At 72.2% G+C, this 23,874-nt stretch carries 21 protein-coding genes; 7 read left to right on the top strand and 14 right to left on the bottom strand.

Translation table 11 applies throughout. From position 1 onward, the window contains the following. Positions 1-79: 79 nt before the first annotated feature. Positions 80-481, top strand: a complete 402-nt coding sequence (locus AB0I15_RS63460; protein ID WP_358119474.1) for a PH domain-containing protein — start codon at positions 80-82, stop codon at positions 479-481. Here AB0I15_RS63460 and AB0I15_RS63455 read toward each other — a convergent pair. The 9 genes from AB0I15_RS63455 to argC are packed head-to-tail and all read right to left on the bottom strand — an operon-like array spanning position 421 to position 9,460. Next, positions 421-1,122, bottom strand: a complete 702-nt coding sequence (locus tag AB0I15_RS63455) for a DNA-3-methyladenine glycosylase (protein WP_358119472.1) — start codon at positions 1,120-1,122, stop codon at positions 421-423. The genes AB0I15_RS63460 and AB0I15_RS63455 overlap by 61 nt on opposite strands. Beyond that, a complete protein-coding gene (argH, locus tag AB0I15_RS63450; protein ID WP_358119469.1) occupies positions 1,104-2,525 on the bottom strand; it encodes an argininosuccinate lyase in 1,422 nt (473 codons plus the stop codon). Before argH ends, AB0I15_RS63455 begins: the two co-directional genes overlap by 19 nt. Before the next feature lie 32 nt (positions 2,526-2,557). Beyond that, complete coding sequence (locus AB0I15_RS63445; RefSeq protein ID WP_358119467.1) at positions 2,558-3,757, bottom strand: argininosuccinate synthase; 1,200 nt, start codon at positions 3,755-3,757, stop codon at positions 2,558-2,560. Between the two features lie 18 nt (positions 3,758-3,775). Beyond that, complete coding sequence (locus AB0I15_RS63440; protein WP_358119464.1) at positions 3,776-4,282, bottom strand: arginine repressor; 507 nt, start codon at positions 4,280-4,282, stop codon at positions 3,776-3,778. Positions 4,283-4,295: 13 nt separating this feature from the next. After that, on the bottom strand, positions 4,296-5,258 hold the full coding sequence (gene argF / locus AB0I15_RS63435) for an ornithine carbamoyltransferase (protein WP_358119461.1): 963 nt from the start codon (positions 5,256-5,258) through the stop codon (positions 4,296-4,298). Then, positions 5,255-6,421, bottom strand: coding sequence for an acetylornithine transaminase (locus tag AB0I15_RS63430; RefSeq protein ID WP_358119458.1), 1,167 nt, complete (start codon positions 6,419-6,421; stop codon positions 5,255-5,257). The genes argF and AB0I15_RS63430 overlap by 4 nt, the downstream gene beginning before the upstream one ends. Next, entirely contained in the window at positions 6,421-7,293 is an 873-nt protein-coding gene (gene argB, locus AB0I15_RS63425; RefSeq protein WP_358119455.1) for an acetylglutamate kinase, read from the bottom strand. Before argB ends, AB0I15_RS63430 begins: the two co-directional genes overlap by 1 nt. Further along, entirely contained in the window at positions 7,290-8,441 is a 1,152-nt protein-coding gene (gene argJ / locus AB0I15_RS63420; protein WP_358119452.1) for a bifunctional glutamate N-acetyltransferase/amino-acid acetyltransferase ArgJ, read from the bottom strand. The genes argB and argJ overlap by 4 nt, the downstream gene beginning before the upstream one ends. Continuing rightward, a complete protein-coding gene (argC, locus tag AB0I15_RS63415) occupies positions 8,438-9,460 on the bottom strand; it encodes an N-acetyl-gamma-glutamyl-phosphate reductase (RefSeq protein ID WP_358119450.1) in 1,023 nt (340 codons plus the stop codon). Before argC ends, argJ begins: the two co-directional genes overlap by 4 nt. Positions 9,461-9,634: 174 nt before the next feature. Here argC and AB0I15_RS63410 point away from each other — a divergent pair, with 174 nt between their 5' ends. Further along, the gene (locus tag AB0I15_RS63410; protein WP_358119447.1) at positions 9,635-10,171 is read left to right on the top strand and encodes a hypothetical protein; all 537 of its coding nucleotides are present in this window, start codon (positions 9,635-9,637) and stop codon (positions 10,169-10,171) included. Between the two features lie 71 nt (positions 10,172-10,242). On the opposite strand, the gene AB0I15_RS63405 is transcribed toward AB0I15_RS63410, so the two are convergent. The 5 genes from AB0I15_RS63405 to AB0I15_RS63385 all read right to left on the bottom strand — a co-directional run bounded on the left by AB0I15_RS63405 (position 10,243) and on the right by AB0I15_RS63385 (position 16,095). Continuing rightward, positions 10,243-12,282, bottom strand: coding sequence for a bifunctional aldolase/short-chain dehydrogenase (locus AB0I15_RS63405; protein ID WP_358119444.1), 2,040 nt, complete (start codon positions 12,280-12,282; stop codon positions 10,243-10,245). 6 nt (positions 12,283-12,288) lie between these two features. Beyond that, positions 12,289-13,446 (bottom strand): L-rhamnose isomerase, encoded by a 1,158-nt coding sequence (gene rhaI, locus AB0I15_RS63400; RefSeq protein WP_358119442.1) that lies wholly within the window; start codon positions 13,444-13,446, stop codon positions 12,289-12,291. A 10-nt stretch (positions 13,447-13,456) separates the two neighbouring features. Beyond that, positions 13,457-13,774, bottom strand: a complete 318-nt coding sequence (locus AB0I15_RS63395) for an L-rhamnose mutarotase (protein ID WP_358119439.1) — start codon at positions 13,772-13,774, stop codon at positions 13,457-13,459. A gap of 120 nt (positions 13,775-13,894) precedes the next feature. Continuing rightward, positions 13,895-14,035, bottom strand: a complete 141-nt coding sequence (locus AB0I15_RS63390; RefSeq protein WP_358119437.1) for a hypothetical protein — start codon at positions 14,033-14,035, stop codon at positions 13,895-13,897. Between the two features lie 131 nt (positions 14,036-14,166). After that, positions 14,167-16,095 (bottom strand): beta-galactosidase, encoded by a 1,929-nt coding sequence (locus AB0I15_RS63385; protein ID WP_358119435.1) that lies wholly within the window; start codon positions 16,093-16,095, stop codon positions 14,167-14,169. Positions 16,096-16,631: 536 nt separating this feature from the next. Between AB0I15_RS63385 and AB0I15_RS63380 the strand changes: the two genes are divergently transcribed. The 5 genes from AB0I15_RS63380 to nrfD form a co-directional block, all read left to right on the top strand. Further along, a complete protein-coding gene (locus AB0I15_RS63380) occupies positions 16,632-17,633 on the top strand; it encodes a LacI family DNA-binding transcriptional regulator (RefSeq protein WP_358119432.1) in 1,002 nt (333 codons plus the stop codon). Further along, positions 17,630-19,042: a rhamnulokinase family protein gene (locus AB0I15_RS63375; protein ID WP_358119429.1), complete on the top strand. Its 1,413-nt coding sequence runs from the start codon at positions 17,630-17,632 to the stop codon at positions 19,040-19,042. Before AB0I15_RS63380 ends, AB0I15_RS63375 begins: the two co-directional genes overlap by 4 nt. A 73-nt stretch (positions 19,043-19,115) precedes the next feature. Beyond that, positions 19,116-22,343: a formate dehydrogenase gene (gene fdh / locus AB0I15_RS63370; protein ID WP_358119427.1), complete on the top strand. Its 3,228-nt coding sequence runs from the start codon at positions 19,116-19,118 to the stop codon at positions 22,341-22,343. A 3-nt stretch (positions 22,344-22,346) separates the two neighbouring features. After that, complete coding sequence (locus AB0I15_RS63365; protein WP_358119425.1) at positions 22,347-23,165, top strand: 4Fe-4S dicluster domain-containing protein; 819 nt, start codon at positions 22,347-22,349, stop codon at positions 23,163-23,165. Beyond that, positions 23,162-23,874, top strand: a 713-nt coding sequence (nrfD, locus tag AB0I15_RS63360) for an NrfD/PsrC family molybdoenzyme membrane anchor subunit (RefSeq protein ID WP_358119423.1), incomplete at its 3' end; no start/stop codon positions are given. The genes AB0I15_RS63365 and nrfD, both read left to right, overlap by 4 nt.

The following is a 23,874-nucleotide window of genomic DNA, read 5'->3' as shown; positions in this document are numbered from 1 at the left end:
TCCCTGGGTGGTTGGATGACGATGCCTTTAGCCTGCCCGATCCGCGCGGATGCGCGCCACTTGGATACGGTGGGTGTCCATGTGGAGGGTCCGTCGTGAGCTGGCCGTTTTCAAGATCTTAGGGGCTCTGGCGTGTGCCGGGCTCGGCGTTTACTGGTGGTTGGGGGGCGATGTCCGCGGGGTGATCCTGGCCGTGCCCGCGACCGTGCTGGTGGGCGGGATGGGGCTGCGTGACCTGCTGGTCCCCGTGCGCCTGGCGGCCGACCAGAGCGGCATCACGGTGGTGCACGGGTTCGCCGGGCGGCGGCACGTGCCGTGGGAGTCGGTCTGGGACATCAGGGTGGACGTGCGCAGGCGGTGGGGGCTGCGCAGCGAGATGCTGGAGATCGACACCGGCGACTATCTGCATCTCTTCAGCCCTCACGAGCTGGGCACCTCCCCCACCGAGGTGGCCGCGGCGCTGCGCCGGCGCGGCACGTGAGCGCGGTAGGGGGAGACGGTGGGGTCGCCGTCGATCCAGAACCGCCAGGGGGTCTCCTTGGCGGTCGAGACGCCGGTGCGGGGGCCTGATCTGATCGTGGCCGCGTCGGCGGGCCGGCCTTCCATGACGGTGACCGACTCGCGCGGCCGACCCAGGGCCGAGCCTTCGAGGACGGCGTCGAGGCCGTTGTGCTCGCGGAGCAGGCCGAGGGCGACGGCCAGCCGGGCGGGGCCGCGGGCCAGGTCGCGGTCGTCGACCGTTTTGCCGGCCGAGCGCCGGGCGCGGGCCACGGTCAGGCCGGCGACCACCTCGCCCGCCCGCAGCAGCACGGCGGAGCCGTGGCCCTCGGGCAGGCAGACGAGGTTCGCGCAGAAGTGCATGCCGTAGGTGAAGTAGACGTACAGGTGGCCGGGCGGGCCGAACATGACCGCATTGCGGGGCGTCTTGCCCCGGTAGGTGTGGGCGGCCGGGTCCTCGCCGGGGCCGCCGTACGCCTCGACCTCGGTCAGGCGCACGGCGACGGGACCGTTGGGACCGCCGTGGACGAGGACGCGCCCGAGCAGGTCGGGCGCGACCTCGTGCGACGGCCGGTCGAAGAAGCCGCGCGGCAGCGCCGCGGAGCTCAGCTGCCCGCGGCCCATGCAGCCTGCGCGTCGACGGCCTCCCGCAGCGCGATGAGCTGGTCGCGCACGCGGTCGGGCGCGGTGCCGCCGTGCGCCTTGCGGGCGGCCAGGGCGCCGGGCACGCTCAGCACGTCGCGGACGTCGGGCGTCAGGTGCGGCGACACCTTGGCCAGTTCGTCGTCGGTCAGCTCGCCGAGGTCCCTGTCGTTGACCTGGCACCACACGACGAGGTGGCCGACGGCCTCGTGCGCGTCGCGGAACGGGACCCCGCGCCGGACCAGCAGCTCGGCCAGGTCGGTGGCCAGCGCGAACCCGTCGGGGGCCGAGGCCTCCATGCGGGCGGTGTTGACGCGCATCGTGGCGACCAGGCCGGCCACCGCGGGCAGGACCAGCAGCAGGGTGTCGACGGAGTCGAACACCGGCTCCTTGTCCTCCTGCAGGTCGCGGTTGTAGGTGAGCGGCAGGCCCTTGAGCGTGGTGAGCAGCGACATCAGGTTGCCGATGAGGCGCCCTGACTTGCCGCGGGCCAGCTCGGCCACGTCGGGGTTCTTCTTCTGCGGCATGATCGACGAGCCGGTGGAGTAGGCGTCGTCCATCTCGATCCAGCGGAACTCCTGCGAGGCCCACAGGACGATCTCCTCGCCCAGGCGCGACAGGTGCACGCCGATCATGGACGCGTCGAACAGGAACTCGGCCGCGAAGTCGCGGTCGGACACGGCGTCCATCGAGTTGGGGGCGGCGGCCGAGAAGCCCAGCTCGGCGGCGACGGCCTGCGGGTCGAGCGGCAGCGACGAGCCCGCCAGCGCGCCGGAACCGAGCGGGGAGACCGCGGCGCGCTTGTCCCAGTCGACGAGGCGGTCGATGTCGCGGGCGAAGGCGTGCACGTGCGCCAGGAGCTGGTGGCCGAACGAGACCGGCTGCGCGTGCTGCAGGTGCGTCATGCCGGGCGCGGCCGTCTCGGCGTGCTGCTCCGCCTGGGCCATGAGCGCCGTCTCGAGCTCCACCAGGCGCGAGACGATCGAGCGGGCGTGGTCGCGGAGATAGAGACGCAGGTCGGTGGCGATCTGGTCGTTGCGCGAGCGACCGGCGCGGAGCTTGCCGCCGAGCGAGCCGAGCCGCTCCAGCAGTCCGCGCTCCAGCGCGGTGTGCACGTCCTCGTCGGCGACCGTCGGCCGGAACTCACCCTCCTTGCAGGCGCGCTCCAGGTCGTCGAGCGCGCCGATCATGCGCTCGAGCTCGTCGTCGCTCAGCAGCCCCGCCTTGTGCAGCACGCGGGCGTGCGCCCTGGACGCCGCCAGGTCGTACGGCACCAGCCGCCAGTCGAAGTGCACACTCACCGACAGCCGGGCCAGCGCGTCGGCCGGACCGCTCTCGAAGCGTCCGCCCCACAGCCGCATCGGCTTGCCATCACTCACCGTCATCTCCTCCATTTCCCCCGCGACCATAGTGCAAGTCAGCCCTTCTTCGTGTCTCGTGCGGCCGCGATCTTAGCGGGGAGGGAGAACAGCTGGACGAAGCCCTTGGCCAGCGACTGGTCGAAGGTGTCTCCGGTGTCGTAGGTGGCCAGGGAGAAGTCGTACAGGGAATCCCCGGACCGGCGGCCGGTCACGGTCGCCTTGCCGCCGTGCAGCGTCATCCTGATGTCGCCGTTGACGTGCTTCTGCGCGTCGGCGATGAGCGCGTCGAGCGCGCTCTTGAGTGGCGAGAACCACAGCCCGTCGTAGACGAGCTCGCTCCACCGCTGGTCCACGCCGCGCTTGAAGCGGGCGAGGTCGCGTTCGACGGTGACGTTCTCCAGTTCCATGTGCGCGGTGATGAGCGCGATCGCGCCCGGCGCCTCGTACACCTCGCGGGACTTGATGCCGACGAGGCGGTCTTCGACCATGTCGATGCGGCCCACGCCCTGCGCGCCGGCGCGCTTGTTGAGCTCGTCGACGACCTGGTACGGCGTCAGCGCCCGCCCGTCCACCTTGACCGGCACACCGGCCTCGAATGTGATCACCACCTCGTCCGCCTCGCGCGGCCGGGCCGGGTCGGCGGTGTAGGAGTAGACCTCTTCGGTGGGGCCGTTCCAGATGTCCTCGAGGAAGCCGGTCTCGACGGCGCGGCCCCAGAGGTTCTGGTCGATGGAGAACGGGTTCTTCTTCGAGGTCTCGATGGGCAGGCCCTTGGCCTCGGCGTACTCGATGGCCTTGTCGCGCGTCCAGGCGAAGTCCCGGGCGGGGGCGATGACCCGCAGGTCAGGGGCAAGCGCGGCCAGGCCGGCCTCGAAGCGGACCTGGTCGTTGCCCTTGCCGGTGCAGCCGTGGGAGACGACCGTGCCGCCGAACTGCTCGGCCGCCGAGACCAGGTGCTTGACGATGAGCGGGCGCGACAGCGCCGACACCAGCGGGTAGCGGTCCATGTAGAGGGCGTTGGCCCGCAGGGCGGGCACGCAGAAGTCGGCGGCGAACTCCTCCTTGGCGTCCACCACGACCGACTCGGCCGCGCCGCAGTCCATGGCCCGCTTCTGGATGATCTCCATGTCCTCGCCGCCCTGGCCGAGGTCCACCGCGACGGCGACGACCTCGGCGTTCATCTTCTCGGCGAGGTACGGGATGGCGACGGAGGTATCGAGACCGCCGGAATACGCGAGGACTACTCTTTCGGACATCTCACTCTCCAAAGTCTTCTAGCTTCGCCTGACGGCGACCTTCAGCAGCGCGTCGGCGACGGCCTGGCCGCCCGCCGGATCGCGGCTGATCACGAGGATCGTGTCGTCGCCTGCGACCGTGCCGAGGATCGACTCCCAGTCGGCGTGGTCGATGGCCGAGGCCAGGAACTGGGCCGCTCCCGGTGGGGTGCGCACGATGACCAGGTTGGCCGACGCCTCGGCTCCTACCAGCAGCTCCTCCGCGATGCGGTGCAGCCGCGCGGCCGGGGACTCGCCGGAGCCCAGCCGGGTGAGCGGGATCCTGCCGCCGCCCTCTCCGGGCAGCGCGTACACGAGCGAGCCGTCGTCGGCGCGCAGTTTGAGCGCGCCGAGCTCGTCGAGGTCGCGCGAGAGCGTGGCCTGGGTGACCTCGACGCCGCTCTCCGCGAGCAGCTTGGCCAGCTCGGGCTGAGAGCGCACGGCCTGCCGCAGCAGCAGGTCGGTGATCTTCGCCTGCCGCGCGGCCTTGGTCATCGGAATGGTCATGAGTCCGCCGGCCTCATGACCGGTCATCGGTGGTCTCGGTGCCCTCGCGCCGCGAGGACGCCGAGACCAGCCAATGGAGCAGGGCCTTCTGGGCGTGCAGGCGGTTCTCGGCCTGGTCCCACACGACGCTCCGCGGGCCTTCGAGCACCTCGTCGGTGATCTCGTAGCCGCGGTAGGCGGGCAGGCAGTGCAGCACGATCGCGCCGGGCGCGGCGTGCTCCAGCAGTTCGCCGTTGACCTGGTACGGCATGAGCGCGGCCACCCGCGTCTCCTTGCCGTCCTGGCCCATCGAGACCCACGTGTCGGTGGCGATCACGTGGGCTCCCTGGGCGGCGGCCACCGGGTCGGACAGCGCCACCACCGAGCCGCCCGTCTGCGCGGCGATGGCGGCGGCCCGGTCGAGGATGACCGCGTCGGGCTGGTAGCCGGCCGGGCCGGCGACGCGTACGTGCATGCCGGCCGTGGCGCCGCCCAGCAGGTAGGAGTGGGCCATGTTGTTGGCCCCGTCGCCCACGTAGGTGAACGTGAGCCCGGCCGTCCGGCCCAGCCGCTCCCGGACGGTCTGCAGGTCGGCGAGGATCTGGCAGGGGTGGAACTCGTCGGTGAGCGCGTTCACGACCGGTACCCGGGAGTAGGCGGCCATCTCGTCGATGAGCGCCTGGCCGGTGGTCCGCCACACGATGGCGGCCACCTGCCGGTCGAGGACCCTGGCGATGTCGCCGGTGGGCTCGCCGCGGCCCATGAGCACCGAGACGTTGTCGATGACCAGCGGCAGGCCGCCGAGCTCGCCGATGCCGGTGTGGAAGGAGACGCGGGTCCTGGCCGACGGCTTGTCGAACAGGACGGCCACGGTCTGCGGGCCCTCGAAGGGGCGGTGGCCGAACCGGTCCTTCTTCATCGCGGCGGCGAGGTCGAGGACCTCCGCCTGCTCCGCCGGGGTCAGGTCGTCGTCGCGCAGGAAGTGTCTGACGCTCACTTCGCCGCCTCCGTCAGGATCGCGGGGAACGCGGCGATGAGGGAGTCGACCTCGCCGGCCGTGACGACCAGCGGGGGCGCGATGCGGACCGCGTCCGGCTGGAGGGCGTTGACGAGGAAGCCGGCGTCCGCGGCGGCCTGCTGGACCTGGGCCGAGCGCGGCTCGCGCAGGACGGCGGCCAGCCACAGGCCACGGCCGCGCACGCCCTTGAGCAGCGGGTGGCCGACCGACTCCAGGCCGGTGCGCAGCCGGTCGGCGACCGACTTGACGTGGTCGAGGTCGAGGTTGTCGAGCACGGCCAGCGCCGCGGCGCACGAGACCGGGTTGCCGCCGAACGTCGAGCCGTGGTCGCCCTTCTCGAACAGCCTGCCCGCGTCGCCGAACCCGACGCACGCGCCGATCGGCAGGCCGCCGCCGAGGCCCTTGGCCAGGGTCAGGATGTCGGGGGTGACGCCGTCGGCCTGGTGGGCGAACCAGTGCCCGGTCCGGCCGATGGCGGACTGGATCTCGTCGGCCACCAGCAGGGCGCCGGTCGAGTCGCAGACCTCGCGGGCGGCCTCGAAGTAGCCCGCGGGCGGCGGCACGACGCCGGCCTCGCCCTGCGTGGGCTCGAGGAAGATCGCGATGCAGTCGCCGGTGACGGCCTCCTTGAGGGCGTCGGCGTCGCCGTACGGGACGAAGCGCACCTCCACGGGGAACGGGCCGAACTGGTCGCGGATGGCCTTCTTGCCGGTCAGCGAGAGCGCGCCGATCGTGCGGCCGTGGAAGCCGTTCTCGGCGGCCACGAAGTAGGAGCGGCCCTCGCGCCGGCCGTATTTGAGGGCCAGCTTGTACGCGGCCTCGTTCGCCTCGGTGCCCGAGTTGGCGAAGAAGACCCGGGCCGGGCCGTTCAGCAGGGACAGGAGCCGCTCGGCGAGCAGCACCTCGGGCTCGTGCAGGAACAGGTTGCTGGTGTGCGCGAGCGTGGCGACCTGCCTGCTGACGGCCTCGACCAGGGCCGGGTGGGCGTGGCCGAGCGAGCTGGTCGCGATGCCGGCGATGAAGTCGAGATACTCCTTGCCGTCCACGTCCCAGACGCGGGTGCCCTCGCCTCGTGCCAGCGCGACAGGGGGGACCCCGTAGTTGGGCATGAAAGCTGTGTCGAACCTCTGAAACAGGTTCATCAGGGCATCACCATCGTTCCGATTCCTTCATTGGTGAAGAGCTCGAGCAGCAGCGAGTGCGGCACGCGCCCGTCGAGCACGTGGGCCTGCGGGACGCCGCCCTGCACGGCCGTCAGGCAGGCCTCCATCTTCGGGACCATGCCGCTGGACAGGGTGGGCATCATCGCCTCGAGCTCGTCGGCGTTCAGCTTGTCGATGACGTCGGTGTCGTCGGGCCAGTTCGCGTACAGGCCCTCCACGTCGGTCAGGACGATCAGCTTATGCGCCTGGAGCTCCACGGCCAGCGCGGCGGCGGCGGTGTCGGCGTTGACGTTGTAGATCTCTCCGTCGTCGCCCCTGGCGACGCTGGAGACGACCGGGATGCGGCCGTCGTCGATGAGGGCGCGCACGGCGCCGGGCTGCACCTTGATGATCTCGCCGACCTGGCCGATGTCCACGGGCTCGCCGTCGACGACGGCGTGCTTGCGCACCGCCGTGAACAGGTGGGCGTCCTCGCCGGACATGCCGACGGCGAACGGGCCGTGCCGGTTGACCAGACCCACGATGTCGCGGTTGACCTGGCCGGTGAGGACCATCCTGACGACCTGCATGGCCTCCGGCGTGGTGACGCGCAGCCCGGCGGTGAACGTGGACTCGATGCCGAGCTTGTCGAGCGCGCTGCTGATCTGCGGGCCGCCGCCGTGCACGACGACCGGGCGCAGGCCCGCGTGCCGCAGGAAGACGACGTCCTCGGCGAAGCCCTCCTTGAGGGCCTCCTCGGTCATCGCGTTGCCGCCGTACTTGATGACGACGGTCGCGCCGTGGAAGCGGGTCAGCCACGGCAGCGCCTCGATGAGCGAGGCGGCCTTGGACTGGGCGGTGCTGATCCTCATGAGGAGTACGCCGAATTCTCGTGGACGTAGTCGGCCGTCAGGTCGGTGGTGTGCACGGTCGCGGTGTGCGGGCCCGCCGACAGGTCGATGGTGATCGTCACGTCGCGGGGACGCATGTCGACCTTGGCCCGGTCGTCGCCGACCGCGCCGCCCCGGCAGATCCAGATGCCGTTGATGGCCACGTTGAGCCGGTCGGGCTCGAACTCCGCGTCGGTGGTGCCGACGGCGGCCAGGACGCGGCCCCAGTTGGGGTCCTCGCCGTGGATGGCGCACTTGAGCAGGTTGGAGCGGGCGACCGAGCGGCCGACCTTGACCGCGTCGTTCTCCGAGGCCGCGCCGACCACCTCGATGGCGATGGCCTTGGAGGCGCCCTCGGCGTCCACCAGGAGCTGCCTGGCCAGGTCAGCGCAGACCTCCACGACCTTCTGCTCGAACTCGGCCAGGTCCGGCCTGACGCCCGAGGCGCCGCTGGCCAGCAGGAGCACGGTGTCGTTGGTGGACATGCAGCCGTCGGTGTCGAGCCGGTCGAACGTCTGGGCGGTGGCCCGGCGCAGCGTGGCGTCGAGCTCCTCGCTGGTCAGCTCGGCGTCGGTGGTGATCACGCAGAGCATCGTGGCCAGGGCGGGGGCGAGCATGCCCGCGCCCTTGGCCATGCCGCCCACCATGTAGCCGCCGGCCCGCTTGAAGGAGATCTTGGAGACGGTGTCCGTGGTGCGGATGGCGTCGGCGGCGGCCAGGCCGCCGTCGCGGGAGAGCTGGCCCGCGGCGCTCTCGACGCCCGACAGCAACTCGTCCATCGGCAGCCGCTCGCCGATCAGGCCGGTGGAGCAGACCGCGACCTCGCCCGCGGAGTCTTCCAGCACCTCGGCCACCTTCTCGGCGGTGGCGTGGGTGTCCTGGAAGCCCTCGGGGCCGGTGCAGGCGTTGGCGCCGCCCGAGTTGAGCACCACGGCCCGCAACCGCCCGCCGGTGAGCACCTGCTGCGACCACAGCACGGGGGCGGCTTTCACGCGGTTGGCGGTGAACACGCCCGCGGCGGCGCGGCTGGGCCCGTCGTTGACGACGAGGGCCAGGTCACGGGCGCCGCCGGACTTGATCCCGGCGGCAACGCCCGCGGCTCTGAACCCCAAGGGGGCGGTAACACTCATGGAGCGACTCCTGTCAGGGGAAGGCCGAGCTCTTCCGGCAGGCCGAGGGCGAGGTTCACGCTCTGTAGGGCGCCTCCGGCCGTGCCCTTGGTGAGGTTGTCGATGGCGATGACGGCGACCACACGGCCCGCGCGCTCGTCGAGCGTCACCTGCAGGGCGGCGGTGTTGGCGCCGTAGGTCATGGAGGTGGCCGGCCAGAGGCCCTCGGGCAGGAGCTTGACGAACGGCTCGCCCTTCAGCGCGACCTCGTACGCCGAGCGCAGGGACTCCTTGGTCACCCCCGGCGCGGCGGGCGCGGAGCAGGTGGCGAGGATGCCGCGGCTCATCGGGGCCAGCGTCGGGGTGAACGACACCCGCACGGGCGTGCCCGCGGCGGCCGACAGGCCCTGCTCCATCTCGGGGGTGTGCCGGTGGACGCCGCCCACGCCGTACGCGCTCACCGAGCCCATGACCTCGCTGCCGAGCAGGCTGGTCTTGAGCGACCGGCCGGCGCCGCTGGTGCCGCTGGCGGCCACCACGACCACGTCGGGCGCGGCCAGGCCGGCGGCGAACGCGGGCGTCAGCGCCAGCAGCACGGACGTCGGGTAGCAGCCGGGGACCGCGATGCGCGTGGCCCGCTTGAGCACCTCCCGCTGGCCGGGCAGCTCGGGCAGGCCGTAGGGCCAGGTGCCGGCGTGCTCGCCGCCGTAGAACTCCTGCCAGGCGGCGGGGTCGGCGAGCCGGTGGTCGGCGCCGCAGTCGACCACGACGGTCTCCTCGCCGAGCCGGGCGGCGACGGCCGCCGAGTGGCCGTGCGGCAGGGCCAGGAAGACCACGTCATGGCCGGCCAGCGTGGCGGCGGTGGTGTCCTCGATGACCCGGTCGGCGAGTTGCGGCAGGTGGGGCTGGTGGGCGCCCAGGAGGCTGCCCGCACTCGAGGCGGCGGTCAGCGCGCCGATCTCGAACTCCGGATGGCCGAGCAGGAGGCGGAGCAGCTCACCTCCCGCGTAGCCGCTGGCTCCCGCGATCGCTGCCCTCATCCAAAATCCCCCTGCATGGTTATGCACTTACCCTCATGAAATTGCTTACTGAAGATGATGCACCGCAGAGGATGGATGTGCAAGCCAGCACAGGGCCACTTACCGCAATGTGAGATCGCTCCCCCGCGGTTCCTTCCCAGCCAATTGCAAGTGGACACAGGAAGAATGGGGTTTATGACCGAATTCCTGTCCGATGTGCAGTTCGTCACACCCAGCCGAGGGCGCGGCCCGGGGACGTTCGGGCGGATCGTCCTGGTCCTGCTGTGGCTCGGGATCTGCGCGCTGCCGGTCGTTCTCGCACTCGGCGACCTCGCGCTGGCGACCGGGCGGACCGGCACGCCGGGGACACTGCGGGTGATCTCGTGCGAGGACCTGGGGCAGGGCCGCTACGACTGCAGGGGGCGGTTCACGCCCGACTCGGGCCAGGCGGTCGTGGAGGTGAGCGCCTCGCCCGACTCCCACGCGGGTGACGTGACGCGGGCGCAGCTCACGCCGGAGGGCGACCGGGCGGCGCCGGCCGGGACGAAGGGGGTCCTGGCCGCGCTGACGCTGCCCGCGCTGGGGCTGGGCGGGCTGGGGTTCCTGCCGTACGTGGTCATGTACTGGCTGGGGGCACGCAAAGGGCGCAGGGCCGCCGTGACCGGGGGGATCCTGGTCACGGCGGCCGGGGCGGTGCTGATGCTCGCCGGCCTGGTGGCGGCATACTCCTGACCGGCCTGCACCTGGCCGGTCGGCTCAGGAAGCCGGTCAGTGCGGGAAGGCCGGTCGGTGCGGGAAGCCGGTCAGCGCAGGAATGCGGCGGCCACCCCCGCGTCCACCGGGACGTGCAGGCCGGTGGTGTGGGTGAGGTCGCTGCCGGTGAGGGCGAAGACGGCGTTGGCGACGTGCTCGGGCAGGACCTCGCGCTTGAGCAGGGTCCGCTGGGCGTAGAACTCGCCGAGCTTGTCCTCCTCCACTCCGTAGACCGCGGCGCGGTTGGCGCCCCAGCCGGAGGCGAAGATGCCGGAGCCGCGTACGACGCCGTCGGGGTTGATGCCGTTGACCCGGATGCCGTGGGCGCCCAGCTCGGCCGCGAGCAGCCGCACCTGGTGGGCCTGGTCGGCCTTGGCGGCGCCGTAGGCGACGTTGTTCGGGCCGGCGAAGACGGCGTTCTTGGAGGAGATGTAGACGATGTCGCCGCCCATCGCCTGGTCGATCATGACCCTGGCGGTCTCGCGGGAGACCAGGAACGAGCCGCGCGCCATGACGTCGTGCTGCAGGTCCCAGTCGGCCAGCGTGGTCTCCAGGAGCGCGCGCGACAGCGACAGGCCCGCGTTGTTGACGACCAGGTCGACGCCGCCGAAGGCGAGCACGCCCGCGCGTACGGCCGCGGCGATCTGCTCCTCCGACGTGACGTCCACCCCGACCGCCACGGCGACGTCCGACACCCGGTACGCCGCCGCGCCGAGCTCCGCGGCCACCTTCTCCGCGGCCCCCAGGTCCCGGTCGGCCACGATCACGCACGCGCCCTCGGCCGCCAGGCGGCGGGCGGTGGCCGCGCCGATGCCCGAACCGCCGCCGGTCACCAGCGCGACGCGGGTGGCCAGGGCCTTGGGCCTGGGCATGCGGCGGAGCTTGGCCTCCTCCAGCTCCCAGTACTCGATGCGGAACTTCTCCGACTCGGGGATGGGGGCGTAGGAGGAGACGGACTCGGCGCCGCGCATGACGTTGATGGCGTTGACGTAGAACTCGCCGGCCACGCGAGCGGTCTGCTTGTCCTTGCCGAAGGAGAACATGCCGACGCCCGGCACCAGCACGATCGCCGGGTCCGCGCCGCGGATGGGCGGCGAGTCGGGGGTGGCGTGCCGGTCGTAGTAGGCGGTGTAGTCCTCGCGGTAGGCGAGGTGCAGCTCGCGCAGCCGCTCCACGGCCTGCTCCAGCGGCGCGTCCGGCGGCAGGTCCAGCACCAGCGGGGCGACCTTGGTGCGCAGGAAGTGGTCGGGGCACGACGTGCCCAGCGCCGCCAGCCTCGGGTGCTCGGCGCGGGCGACGAAGTCCAGCACCTCGGGCGTGTCGGTGTAGTGGCCGACCACGCGCACGTCGGTGGCGGCCAGGCCGCGGATGACCGGGAAGAGCGCGGCGGCCCGCTCGTGCCGCTCGGCCTCGCCGAGCGTGTCGTGGATGACCGAGCCGAACGGGTCGGGGCGGCCGTGCTCGGCCAGGTACGCCTCGGCGGTCCGGATCATCTCCAGCGACCGCGACTCGCACTCCTCGGAGGTCGACCCCCACGCGGTGATGCCGTGGCCGCCCAGAACGCAGCCGATGGCCTGCGGGTTGGCCTCCTTGATGGCGGCGATGTCGAGGCCGAGCTGGAAGCCGGGCCGCCGCCACGGCACCCACACGACCCGGTCGCCGAAGACCCGCCGGGTCAGCTCCTCGCCGTCGGCCGCGGTGGCCAGGGCGATGCCGGCGTCGGGGTGCAGGTGGTCGACGTGCGCGGCCTCGACCAGGCCGTGCATGGCGGTGTCGATCGACGGCGCGGCGCCGCCCTTGCCGTGCAGGCAGTAGTCGAAGGCCGCGACCATCTCGTCCTCGCGCTCCACGCCCGGGTAGACGCCGGTGAGGGCGCGCAGCCGGTCGAGGCGGAGCACGGCCAGGCCGGACTCCTTCAGGGTGCCGAGGTCGCCGCCGGAGCCCTTGACCCAGAGCAGCTCGACCTCCTCACCGGTGACCGGGTCGGGCGCGGCGCCCTTGGCCGAGGTGTTGCCGCCCGCGAAGTTGGTGTTGCGCGGGTCGGCGCCCAGGCGGTGCGAGCGGTCCAGCAGGTGCTTGACGACGTCCATGTGCTCTCAGGCCCCCCAGCCGGCCTGCTCGCCGCCGACGCGATCGGCGGCGATCTTCTCGAAGTATCCGGACTTGGCGTAGGCGGCCATCGGGTCGGGCGCCAGGCCCGACTCCTCGCGCAGCTCGGCGAGCAGCGGCCGCACGTCGGTGTTGTAGGCGTCCATGAACACGGCGTTCGCGCCCAGCACGTCGCCCTCGGACTGGGCGGCGGCCAGCGCCTCCCGGTCCACCAGCAGCGCCTTGGCGGTGGCCTCCTGGACGTTCATGACCGAGCGGATCTGGCCCGGGATCTTGGGCTCGATGTTGTGACACTGGTCGAGCATGAACGCGACCCCGTTCTCGGGGTCGAGCCCGCCGCCGCGTACCACCTCGAACATGATGCGGAAGAGCTGGAACGGGTCCGCCGCCCCGACCATCAGGTCGTCGTCGGCGTAGAAGCGGGAGTTGAAGTCGAAGCCGCCGAGCTTGCCCTCGCGCAGCAGGAACGCCACGATGAACTCGATGTTGGTGCCCGGCGCGTGGTGGCCGGTGTCCACCACGACCTGCGCCTTCGGGCCGAGCTTGACGCAGTGCGCGTAGGCGGTGCCCCAGTCGGGCACGTCGGTGGCGTAGAAGGCGGGCTCGAAGAGCTTGTACTCCAGCAGGAAGCGCTGATCCCCGCCCAGGCGGTCGTAGACCTCGGCCAGCGACTCGGCGAGGCGGTCCTGGCGGGACCTGATGTCGTCCTGGCCCGGGTAGTTGATGCCGTCGGAGAACCACAGCTTCAGCGTGTCGGAGCCGGTGGCGTCCATGATGTCCACGCACTCCAGCAGGTGGTCCGTGGCCTTGCGGCGGACCCTGGCGGCGGGGTTGGTGACGCTGCCGAGCATGAAGTCGTCGTCCTGGAAGACGTTGGAGTTGATCGCTCCGATGCCCACGCCCAGCTCGCGGGCGTGGCGGGCCAGGTCGGCGTAGTCGTCCACCTTGTCCCACGGGATGTGCAGGGCGACCGTGGGCGCGACGCCGGTGTGGGCGTGCACCTGGGCGGCGTCGGCCAGCTTCTCGTACGGGTCGCGCGGCACCCCCTTCTGGGCGAACACCTTGAACCGGGTGCCGCTGTTGCCGTAAGCCCAGGACGGCGTCTCGATGTGCTGCGCCCGCAGCACGGCCTTGATGTCAGTCATTACTCCCCGATCAATCCAGGTGGAACACTTCGGTCAGCGGTGCCATGCCCTCGTCGGGACGCCCGTCGAGGTCCTCGAAGAACGGCGCCATCTCGGCCTGCCAGCGGGCGTTGACCTCGGTCTCGGCCATGGCCTTCCTGGCGGCCTCGAAGTCGTCGGTCTCCAGGTAGCCCACGAGCAGGCCGTCGTCCCTGAGGAAGAGCGAGTAGTTGTGCCAGCCGGTGCTCGACAGCGCCTCTCGCATCTCCGGCCAGACCTCCCGGTGGCGTTCGCGGTACTCCGCCAGCCGCTCTGGGCGGACTTTGAGCAGGAAGCAGACGCGTTGCACGGGCACTCCCTTCAAAACGTTTTAATCCTCCGTGCAGGAAACTATGATTCCTGGTGCTCGCTGTCAATGCGATACCCGCCCCCGATACGGTGAGAGAACCTTCGGGGGCGGTGACACGTTTTAATGCGGAATCCGGTCTCCGACGAGGGCGAGGTTCTGGATGGCGGCCACGGCCGGGGACTCCGGCATAGAGGCCGGCGGCAGGGCGGCTCCGGTGACGGCCATGCCCTTCAGGGTGGCTCTTCGCGTGATCTCGGACATCGTACGGTGCACCTCCATGCGGGGCCGGGCGCCGCGGGGACGCCCGTGGGGGTGGTCGCCGGGACCGGGAGCCCCGGCGGGAAGCGCCTTCCATAGGAGCGGGAAGGGGCGGGATCACCGCCCCTGGCCGGTCAGCCGGTGATGACCAGGACGTCGCCCGCCGCGACCGTGGCGGTCCGGCCGTCAGGTGTGGTGACAGAGGCGTCGCCGGCCGTGTGGTTGATGGCGAACAGGAACGAGCGCCCGCCGTCGTGGGAGCGGCGGACGACCTCCACCCCGGGCGGCGCCGTGGCGGGCGGCTCGACGCCGGCCTCGGCGCAGGCCGTGGCGAGCACCTGGGCGAGGGCGTCGTCGTCGAGCCGGGTGGTCAGATAGTGCGCGGCGCCCTCGCCGAACTCGTTGCGGGTCCAGGCGGGCTCGCCGGTGGCGTAGGTGTCCAGGACCTTGGCGGTCGTGGTGTGCGCCGCCTCGCTCCAGACGGTCCCCGACGCGCCCGACGCCAGCCGGACGGGGGCGGCCAGCGGGAAGAACTCCTCGACGGTCACGCCGAGCAGGTCCCGCCAGGCGCCGGGGTAGCCGCCCAGCCGCACCCGGTCGTGCTCGTCCACGATCCCGCTGTACGGCCCCACCACCACGACCCCGCCCCGCCGGGCGAACTCCTCGAGGTTGGCCGCCCCCGCGTCGCTCACCAGGTAGAGCGCGGGCACCACGACCAGGCGGTAGCCGGTCAGGTCGCCTTCGGGGTGGGCCACGTCGCAGGTGATCCCGGCCCGCCAGAGCGCGGCGTGCCAGCGCTTGGCCTCCTCCACCGGCTCCAGCTCCGCGGTGGGCTGGGCCGGGTGATCCTGGGCCCACACGCTGGAGTGGTCGAGGAGCAGGGCGACGTCGGCCGTGACCGTGCTGCCGGCGACGTCGCCGAGCCCGGCCAGCTCCGCGCCCAGCGCCACGACCTCGCGCCAGACCTTGGTCCGGGTGCCGGCGTGCGGCACCATCGCCGAGTGCCACTTCTCGGCGCCCGCCCTGGACTGGCGCCACTGGAAGAACATGATGCCGTCCGCGCCCCTGGCCAGGTGGGACAGGGAGTTGCGGCGCAGCTCGCCGGGGGTCTTGGCGAGGTTGCGGGGCTGCCAGTTGACCGCGCTGGTGGAGTGCTCCATGAGCAGCCAGGGCCGGCCGCCGTTCAGGGAGCGGGCGTAGTCGGCGGCGAAGGCCAGGTCGATGTGCGGGTCGGGGCGGGCGCCGACCAGGTAGTGGTCGGTGGAGACCACGTCCAGCTCGGCGGCGAAGGCCCAGTTGTCCATGTCCCAGTGCGCGCCGGCCATCAGGTTGGTGGTCGCGGGCACGTCCGGGGTGATCTGTTTGAGCAGGTCGCGCTCGGCGATGTAGAGCTCCACGAGCGCGTCGGAGCTGAACCGGCGGAAGTCGAGCTGCTGGCCCGGGTTGCTGAAGCTGGGGGTGGCGCGGGGCGGCAGGATCTGCGCCCAGTCGCTGTAGTGCTGGGACCAGAACGCGGTGCCCCACGCGTCGTTGAGCGCGTCGAGCGTGGCGTAGTGCGTGCGCAGCCAGGCGCGGAAGGCCGCCGCCGAGGTGTCGCAGTAGCAGCGGGCGTTGTGGCAGCCGTACTCGTTGTGCACGTGCCACAGCTCCAGCGCCGGGTGGTCCCGGTAGCGCAGGGCCACCTGCTCGGCGATGCGCAGCGCCTTCTCGCGGAAGATCGGCGAGCTGGGGCAGAAGCCCTGCCTGCTGCCGTGGTTCAGCCGCCGGCCGTCGGCGTCCACGGGCAGCGCCTCGGGGTAGGCGTCGCCGAACCAGGGCGGCGGGGAGGCGGTGGGGGTGGCCAGGTTCGCCCGGATCCCGTTCGCGGCCAGCAGGTCCATCACGCGGTCGAACCAGTCGAAGTCGAACACCCCCTCGACGGGTTCGAGCAGCGACCAGGAGAAGATCCCGACGCTGACCCGGTTGACGCCGGCCTCGCGCATCAGCGCGACATCCTGCTCCCACGTCTCCTCGGGCCACTGCTCGGGATTCCAGTCCCCGCCGTAGGCGATGACGTCCGGCATGAAGCCTGCCTTTCGAGAATTACTGTTAGCGCTCACACTTTGTTACGCCTGCGTTTACCGGGGGATTAAAACGTTCCTCCGCCGTGCCGCACAAGACCCTTCTCACCGCCGTGGGCGGATTCCCGCTGATCAGCGGGGGTGATTCCGCAGGCAGGCGGGTCGGCGCCGAGCATGAGCCGTGACGCCGGAGTTATCGGAACGTTATGCGCGCGGGCCGGTCGCGAAGAACGATTCAACGCCTCCGTCGAGCCGGTGGCAGAAGGGGCTCTCCGGGGTGATCCCGTCGCGGCGGACCGGGCGGCCGGTGACCAGCCGACCCGGTCACCGTGGGCCCGCGGGGCGGGCACGTGACTGTGCGCGGCGATGGCGCCGGCGCCTACGATGGCAGCCCGGATCACGAGCGCCCCCTTTAGTAGAACGTTTTACTTCCGGCCCGCGACGTCAGGCTTCCCTTCGCGGCGCCGTCAACGCGAATCCACGCCCTCACCGGTGCCGTGACTGGCGCGCACTTCGTTAGTACGTTTTAATTGGGCCCCATGGCCATGGTCAGCATCAAGGACGTCGCCGCCCACGCCGGCGTCTCCCCAGGCACGGTCTCCAACGTACTGAACCGGCCCGGCAAAGTCGCCCCCGCCACCCGGGAGCGCGTGGAGGCGGCCATCAACGAGCTGGGCTTCGTCCGCCACGGCTCGGCCTCGACGCTGCGCGCCGGGCACAGCAGGACGATCGGCCTGAGCGTGATCGACATCGGCAACCCCTTCTTCACCGAGGTCGCCGCCGGGGTCGAGGACGTCGCCAGCGAGCTGGGCTACGCGGTCATCCTCGGCAACTCCGCGGGCTCGCTGGACAAGGAGGAGCGCAACCTGCGCGTGCTGGCCGAGCACCGGGTGCGCGGCGTGCTGATCACCCCCTCCGGCGAAGACCCGGCCAGGCTCGACCGGCTGCGCGAGCACGGCATCAGCGTGGTGCTGGTCGACCATCCCGCCCACCGGCCCGACCAGTGCGCGGTCGCCGTCGACGACGTCGCGGGCGGCCGGGCCGCCGTCGCGCACCTGCTGGCCAAGGGCGCGCGCAGCATCGCCTACGTGACGGGGCCGCTGACGATCAGGCAGTGCGTGGAGCGGCGCGAGGGCGCCAAGGCGGCGATGCGGGCCGTCGGGCTCGACCCCGCCGACCTGCGGGTGGCCGAGACCGCGACGATGACCGCCCGCGCGGGCGAGAAGGCCGCCGCCGACCTCATCGCGGGCGGGCTGCCCGAGGCCGTGTTCTGCGCCAACGACCTGCTCGCGCTCGGCGTGCTGCGGGCGCTGCTGCGGGCCGGGGTGCGGGTGCCCGAAGACGTGGTGCTGATGGGCTACGACGACATCGACTTCGCCGCCGCCTCCACCGTGTCGCTCAGCTCGATGCGGCAACCGACCTACCAGCTCGGCCGCATCGCCACCGAGCTGCTGCTCGACGAGTGCGACAACCCCGAGACGCACGCGCACCAGCACATCATGTTCCAGCCCGAGCTCGTCCCCAGGGAGACCACCCAATGAGCCGCCGTTTCGCCGCCGTCGACCTGGGCGCCTCCAGCGGCCGGGTGATGCTGGCCGACCTGACCGACGGCCTGCGGCTGACCGAGGCGCACCGCTTCCCCAACGGCCCGGTGCGCGTGGCCGGCCGGCTGCACTGGGACGTGCTGGGGCTCTACCGGGAGATCCTGGCCGGGCTGCGTGCCGCCGGGCCCGTGTCCTCCATCGGCGTCGACTCGTGGGCGGTCGACTACGGGCTGCTCGACGCGTCGGGCTCGCTCATCGGCAACCCGGTGCACTACCGCGACGACCGGACCAGCGGGGTGGCCGAGCGGGTGGCCCGGGAGGTCGGCGCGGCCGCTCTCTACGAGGTGTCCGGGCTGCAGGTGCTGCCGTTCAACACCCTCTACCAGTTACTGGCCGACCGGCTCGACGACGCGGCCACGATGCTGCTGATCCCCGACCTGATCGGCTACTGGCTGACCGGCGAGCCGGGCGCCGAGGTGACCAACGCCTCGACGACGGGCCTGCTCGACGTCAACACCCGCGAGTGGGCGTACCCGCTGATCGATCGGCTCGGCCTGCCCGCCGGGATCTTCCCGCCGCTGCGCCGGCCGGGCGAGCCGATCGGCGGGCTGCGTTCCGACGTGGCCGCCGAGATCGGCTGGTCGGCGCCGGTCAGGGCGGTCGGCTCGCACGACACGGCCTCGGCGGTGGCGGCGGTGCCCGCCTCGGGCCCGGCCTTCGCCTACGTCTCGTGCGGCACGTGGTCGCTGGCCGGGGTGGAGCTGCCCGGACCGGTGCTCACGCCGGAGAGCCGCGCCGCGAACTTCACCAACGAGGCCGGCATCGACGGCACCGTCCGCTATCTGCGCAACGTCATGGGCCTGTGGCTGCTGCAGGAGTGCCTGCGCGCCTGGCCGGGCTCCGACCTGGGCGCGCTGCTCGCCGCCGCGGCTGGCGAGAAGCCGTTCGCCGCCGTGGTCAACCCGGACGAGCCGGTGTTCCTGCCGCCGGGCGACATGCCTGCCAGGATCGCGGCCGAGTGCCGCCGCACCGGCCAGCTCCCGCCCTCCTCCCCCGCCGCGTTCGTGCGGTGCGTGCTGGAGAGCCTGGCGCTCGGGCACCGGCTGGCCGTGCGGCAGGCGATGGAGCTGTCGGGCCGCGACGTCGAGGTGGTCCACCTGGTCGGCGGCGGATCGCGTAACGAGCTGCTGTGCCGGCTCACCGCCGACGCCTGCGGGCTGCCGGTGGTGGCGGGGCCGGCGGAGGCGACGACGTTCGGCAACGTGCTGGTGCAGGCGCGCGCCGCCGGGCTGGTGTCCGGGCTGCAGGAGATGCGCTCGCTGGTGGCCTCGTCGGAGCCGCTGCGCCGCTACGAGCCCGCGGGCGACGGCGGCGCCTGGGCCGAGGCCGCCGCACGCGTCTTCTGAACCCCCTCTGACCTGCCGGTTTTCTCCTCGCCGTGGCAGGGCAGGACTGGTGCCGGGGGCATCGGGGGGTGTCATGGATTTGCGGTGGCCGCTGCTTCGGCAGCTCACGGGCGGGGATCGTACGGGGCGGGGCGCCGCGGCGAAGTCGCCGAAGACGGAGGCGCAGCGCGCCCGCACGGCCACCGCGGACCGCGTGGTCAGGTCGGTGTGCCCATACTGCGCGGTGGGCTGCGGCCAGAAGGTCTACGTGCGCGACGAGCGCGTCGTCCAGATCGAGGGCGACCCCGACTCGCCCATCAGCAGGGGCCGGCTGTGCCCGAAGGGCGCGGCCACGCTGCAGCTCACCACCGCCTCCAACCGGCGGCACCAGGCCCTCTACCGGCCGCCGCACGCGGCGGACTGGCAGGAGATCGACCTGGCCACGGCCATGGAGATGATCGCCGACCGGATCATCGCCACCCGCCGGGAGACCTGGGAGTGGGAGAAGGACGGCCTGCGCACCGCCCGCACCATGGGCATCGCCAGCCTGGGCGGCGCCACGCTGGACAACGAGGAGAACTACCTCATCAAGAAGCTGCTGACGGCGCTCGGCGTGGTGCAGATCGAGAACCAGGCCCGCGTCTGCCACAGCTCGACCGTGGTGGGGCTGGGCACGTCGTTCGGGCGGGGCGGGGCGACCACGTTCCTCCAGGACCTGCAGCACTCCGACTGCGTGGTGATCCAGGGCTCGAACTTCGCCGAGGCGCATCCGGTGGGCTTCCAGTGGGTGATGGAGGCCAAGGCGCGCGGTGCGGTGATCATCCACGTGGATCCGCGCTTCACCCGTACGAGTGCGCTGGCCGACCTGCACGTGCCGATCCGGGCCGGCTCCGACGTGGCCTTCATCGGCGCGATCATCAACCACGTGCTGGAGAACGACCTCTACTTCCACGAGTACGTGGTCAACTACACCAACGCGGCCACCCTGCTGCGCGAGGACTACCGCGACGCCGAGGACCTCGACGGCGTGTTCTCCGGCTTCGACGCCGAGACCCGCACCTACGACGACACGAGCTGGCAGTACGAGGGCGCGCCGGTCGTCGCCGCCTCGGGCGCCCGCGACCACGAGGGCGACGGCGGGGCGGGATCGATGCCCCCGGGCCGCGGCGAGATGTCCGGCGCCGCCGGCGTGCCGCTGGAGGGCGAGCCGGAGCGTGACGAGACGCTGCGCCACCCGCGCTGCGTCATGCAGGCCCTGCGCCGCCATTTCGCCCGCTACACGCCGGAGACGGTCGAGCGGGTGTGCGGGGTGCCGCGGCGGCTGTTCGAGCAGGTGTGCCGCCATCTGACGGACAACTCCGGGCCCGACAGAACCGCCGAGTTCGTCTACGCGGTCGGCTGGACGCAGCACAGCGACGGCTCGCAGTTCATCCGGGCGGCGAGCATCCTGCAACTGCTGCTCGGCAACATCGGCCGGCCCGGCGGGGGCATCCAGGCGCTGCGCGGGCACGCCAGCATCCAGGGCTCCAGCGACGTGCCGACACTGTTCAACCTGCTGCCCGGCTACATCCCGATGCCGTACGCGCACGAGGACGAGCGGCTGGCGGACTTCCTGCGGGCCGACGCGGCGCACAAGGGCTTCTGGGCGAACATGCCGTCCTACCTGGTCAGCCTGCTCAAGGCGTGGTGGGGCGAGTCCGCCCGGCCCGACAACGACTTCCGCTTCGGCTACCTGCCGCGGCTCACCGGCTCGCACAGCACCTATGACACGGTGCTGGCGCAGATGGAGGGCACCTGCAAGGGCTATCTGCTGCTCGGCGAGAACCCGGCGGTCGGCTCGGCCAACGCCAGGATGCAGCGTCTGGGCATGGCCAACCTGGAGTGGCTGGTGGTGCGCGACTTCAACCTGATCGAGAGCGCCACCTGGTGGAAGGACGGCCCCGAGATCGAGACGGGCGAGCTGAGCACGGCCGAGATCGGCACCGAGGTGTTCTTCCTCCCGGCGGCGGCGCACACCGAGAAGAGCGGCAGCTTCACCAACACCAACCGCTGGCTCCAGTGGCACCACCAGGCCGTCGAGCCGGCCGGCGACGCGCGCAGCGACCTGTGGTTCATCTACCACCTGGGGCGCATCATCAGGGAGCGGCTGGCGGCCTCGCAGGACCCGATGGACGCGCCGGTGCGGGAGCTGACCTGGGACTACCCGGTCGAGGGCGAGACGGCCGACCCGTCGGCCGAGGCGGTGCTGGCCGAGATCAACGGCTGGGACGCGCGGGGCCGGCCGCTGTCCGGCTACGGCGAGCTGAAGGACGACGGCTCCACCGTCTGCGGCTGCTGGATCTACTGCGGCGTGTACGCGGACGGCGTCAACCAGGCCGCCCGCCGCAGACCGGGCGCCGAGCAGGACTGGATCGCCGCCGAATGGGCGTGGGCCTGGCCGGCCAACCGGCGCGTCCTGTACAACCGGGCCTCGGCCAGGCCCGACGGCAGCCCGTGGAGCGAGCGCAAGCGGCTCGTCTGGTGGGACGCGGAGGCGGGCCGGTGGACCGGTCACGACGTGCCCGACTTCGAGCCCGGCAAGGACCCGGCCTACCGGCCGCCGCCCGGCGCGCTGGGGGTGGCGGCGCTGTCGGGGATCGACCCGTTCATCATGCAGGCCGACGGCAAGGGCTGGCTGTACGCGCCGTCCGGGGTGGTGGACGGGCCGCTGCCCACCCACTACGAGCCGCAGGACTCCCCGGTGGCCAACCCGCTCTACGGGCACCAGCGCAACCCGGCGCGCAGGCTCTACCCGCACGCGGACAACCGCTACCAGCCGAGTGGCGACGAGCCGGGGGCGTCGGTCTACCCGTACGTGGTGACGACGTACCGGCTGACCGAGCACTTCACCGCGGGCGGCATGAGCCGGTTCACGCCCTATCTGGCGGAGCTGCAGCCGGAGATGTTCTGCGAGGTGTCGCCGGCGCTGGCGGCCGAGCGGGGGCTGGTGCACGGCGACTGGGCCACGATCGTCACGGCGCGCAACGCCATCGAGGCCAGGGTGATGGTCACCGACCGGATCCCGTCGCTGCACCTGAACGGCCGGGTGCTGCACCAGATCGGGCTGCCGTTCCACTTCGGCCCCAACGGGCTGGCCACGGGCGACGCGGCCAACGAGCTGTCGGCGATCTCCCTGGATCCCAACGCGCACATCCAGGAGGTCAAGGCCCTGTCGGCGGACATCCGCCCGGGGCGGCGGCCACGCGGTGCCGCGCTGCCCGAGCTGGTCAGGTCCTACCGGGAGCGCGCCGGAGTGACCGAGGACACCGGAATGGAGGTGTGAGCGATGGCCTTCGACCTCGACGAGCGCCTCGACGGCCGGCGCGTGGGGTTCTTCACCGACACCAGCGTCTGCATCGGCTGCAAGGCCTGTGAGGTGGCGTGCAAGGAGTGGAACGCCGTCCCCGAAGACGGCCTCGTCTTCACCGGCATGTCCTACGACAACACCGTGGGCCTGAGCGCCGACACCTGGCGGCACGTGGCGTTCATCGAGCAGCGCAAGCCGCTCGGGCACCAGGAGCCCGGCGTCGGCGAGATGGACTTCCGCTGGCTGATGGCCTCCGACGTGTGCAAGCACTGCACGCACGCGGCCTGCCTCGACGTGTGCCCGACGGGGTCGCTGTTCCGCACCGAGTTCGGCACGGTGGTGGTGCAGCAGGACATCTGCAACGGCTGCGGCTATTGCGTGCCCGCCTGCCCGTTCGGGGTGATCGGCAAGCGGGAGACCGGCGGCACGGCGGCCAAGTGCACGATGTGCTACGACCGCCTGGAGGCCGGGGAGGAGCCGGCCTGCGCGAAGACGTGCCCCACGGACTCCATCCAGTTCGGCGACCTGGACGAGCTGCGTGAGCGGGCCGAGCGGCGGCTGGCGCAGGTGCGCGAGGCCGGGGTGGGCTCGGCCCGCCTCTACGGCCACGACCCCGATGACGGCGTGGGCGGCACCGCCGCGTTCTTCCTGCTGCTGGACGAGCCCGAGGTCTACGGCCTGCCGCCCGACCCCGTGGTGACCACCAGAGACCTGCCGTCGATGTGGCGGCATGTGGGGGTGGCGGCCCTCTGCCTGCTCGCGGGCATGGCCGCGACGGCGATCAGGAGGCGGCGATGAGCCAGACCGACGTGCGGCTGGACGGCTCGGCCGGGACACGCACCGAGCGCGAGGCCACGCCGGGCTCCGCGGGCCGCCGGCGCGAGCGGCTGATGGTGCCCCAGGCCGATTTCGACTCCTACTACGGGCGGCCGGTGCTGAACGCGCCGCCGTGGAAGGTGCACGACATCGCCGGCTACCTCTTCCTGGGCGGCCTGGCGGGGGCCTCCTCGACGCTGGCGGCCGTCGCCGAGCTGACCGGCAGGCCGCGGCTGGCCAGGGTGAGCAAGGCCGGGGCGCTGTGCGCGCTGGGGGGCTCGTTCTACGCGCTGATCCACGACCTGGGCCGGCCCGAGCGCTTCCTCAACATGCTGCGGGTGTTCAAGGTGACCTCGCCCATGAGCGTCGGCACCTGGATCCTCAGCGGCTACGCCCCGCAGGTCGCCTGCGCGGCGGCCGCCGACCTCACCGGGAGGTGCTCGGGGCTGGGGCGCGCCGCCACCGTGGGGGCCGGGCTGACCGGGTCGGCGGTGGCGACGTACACGGCGGCGCTGATCTGCGACACCGCGGTGCCGGCCTGGCACGAGGGCTACCGGGAGATGCCGTTCCTGTTCGCCGGCTCGGCTGCGGCGGCGGCCGGCGGGCTCGGCATGCTGGCCGCGCCGGTCGCCGAGGCGGGCCCGGCGCGCCGGGCGGCGGCGGGGGGGGCGGCGGCGGCGTGCGGGGCCGC

Source organism: Nonomuraea sp. NPDC050643, from assembly GCF_040654715.1.
In the GTDB taxonomy this organism is placed as follows: Bacteria; Actinomycetota; Actinomycetes; order Streptosporangiales; family Streptosporangiaceae; genus Nonomuraea.
This window is presented reverse-complemented; position numbering and strand designations above follow the sequence as displayed.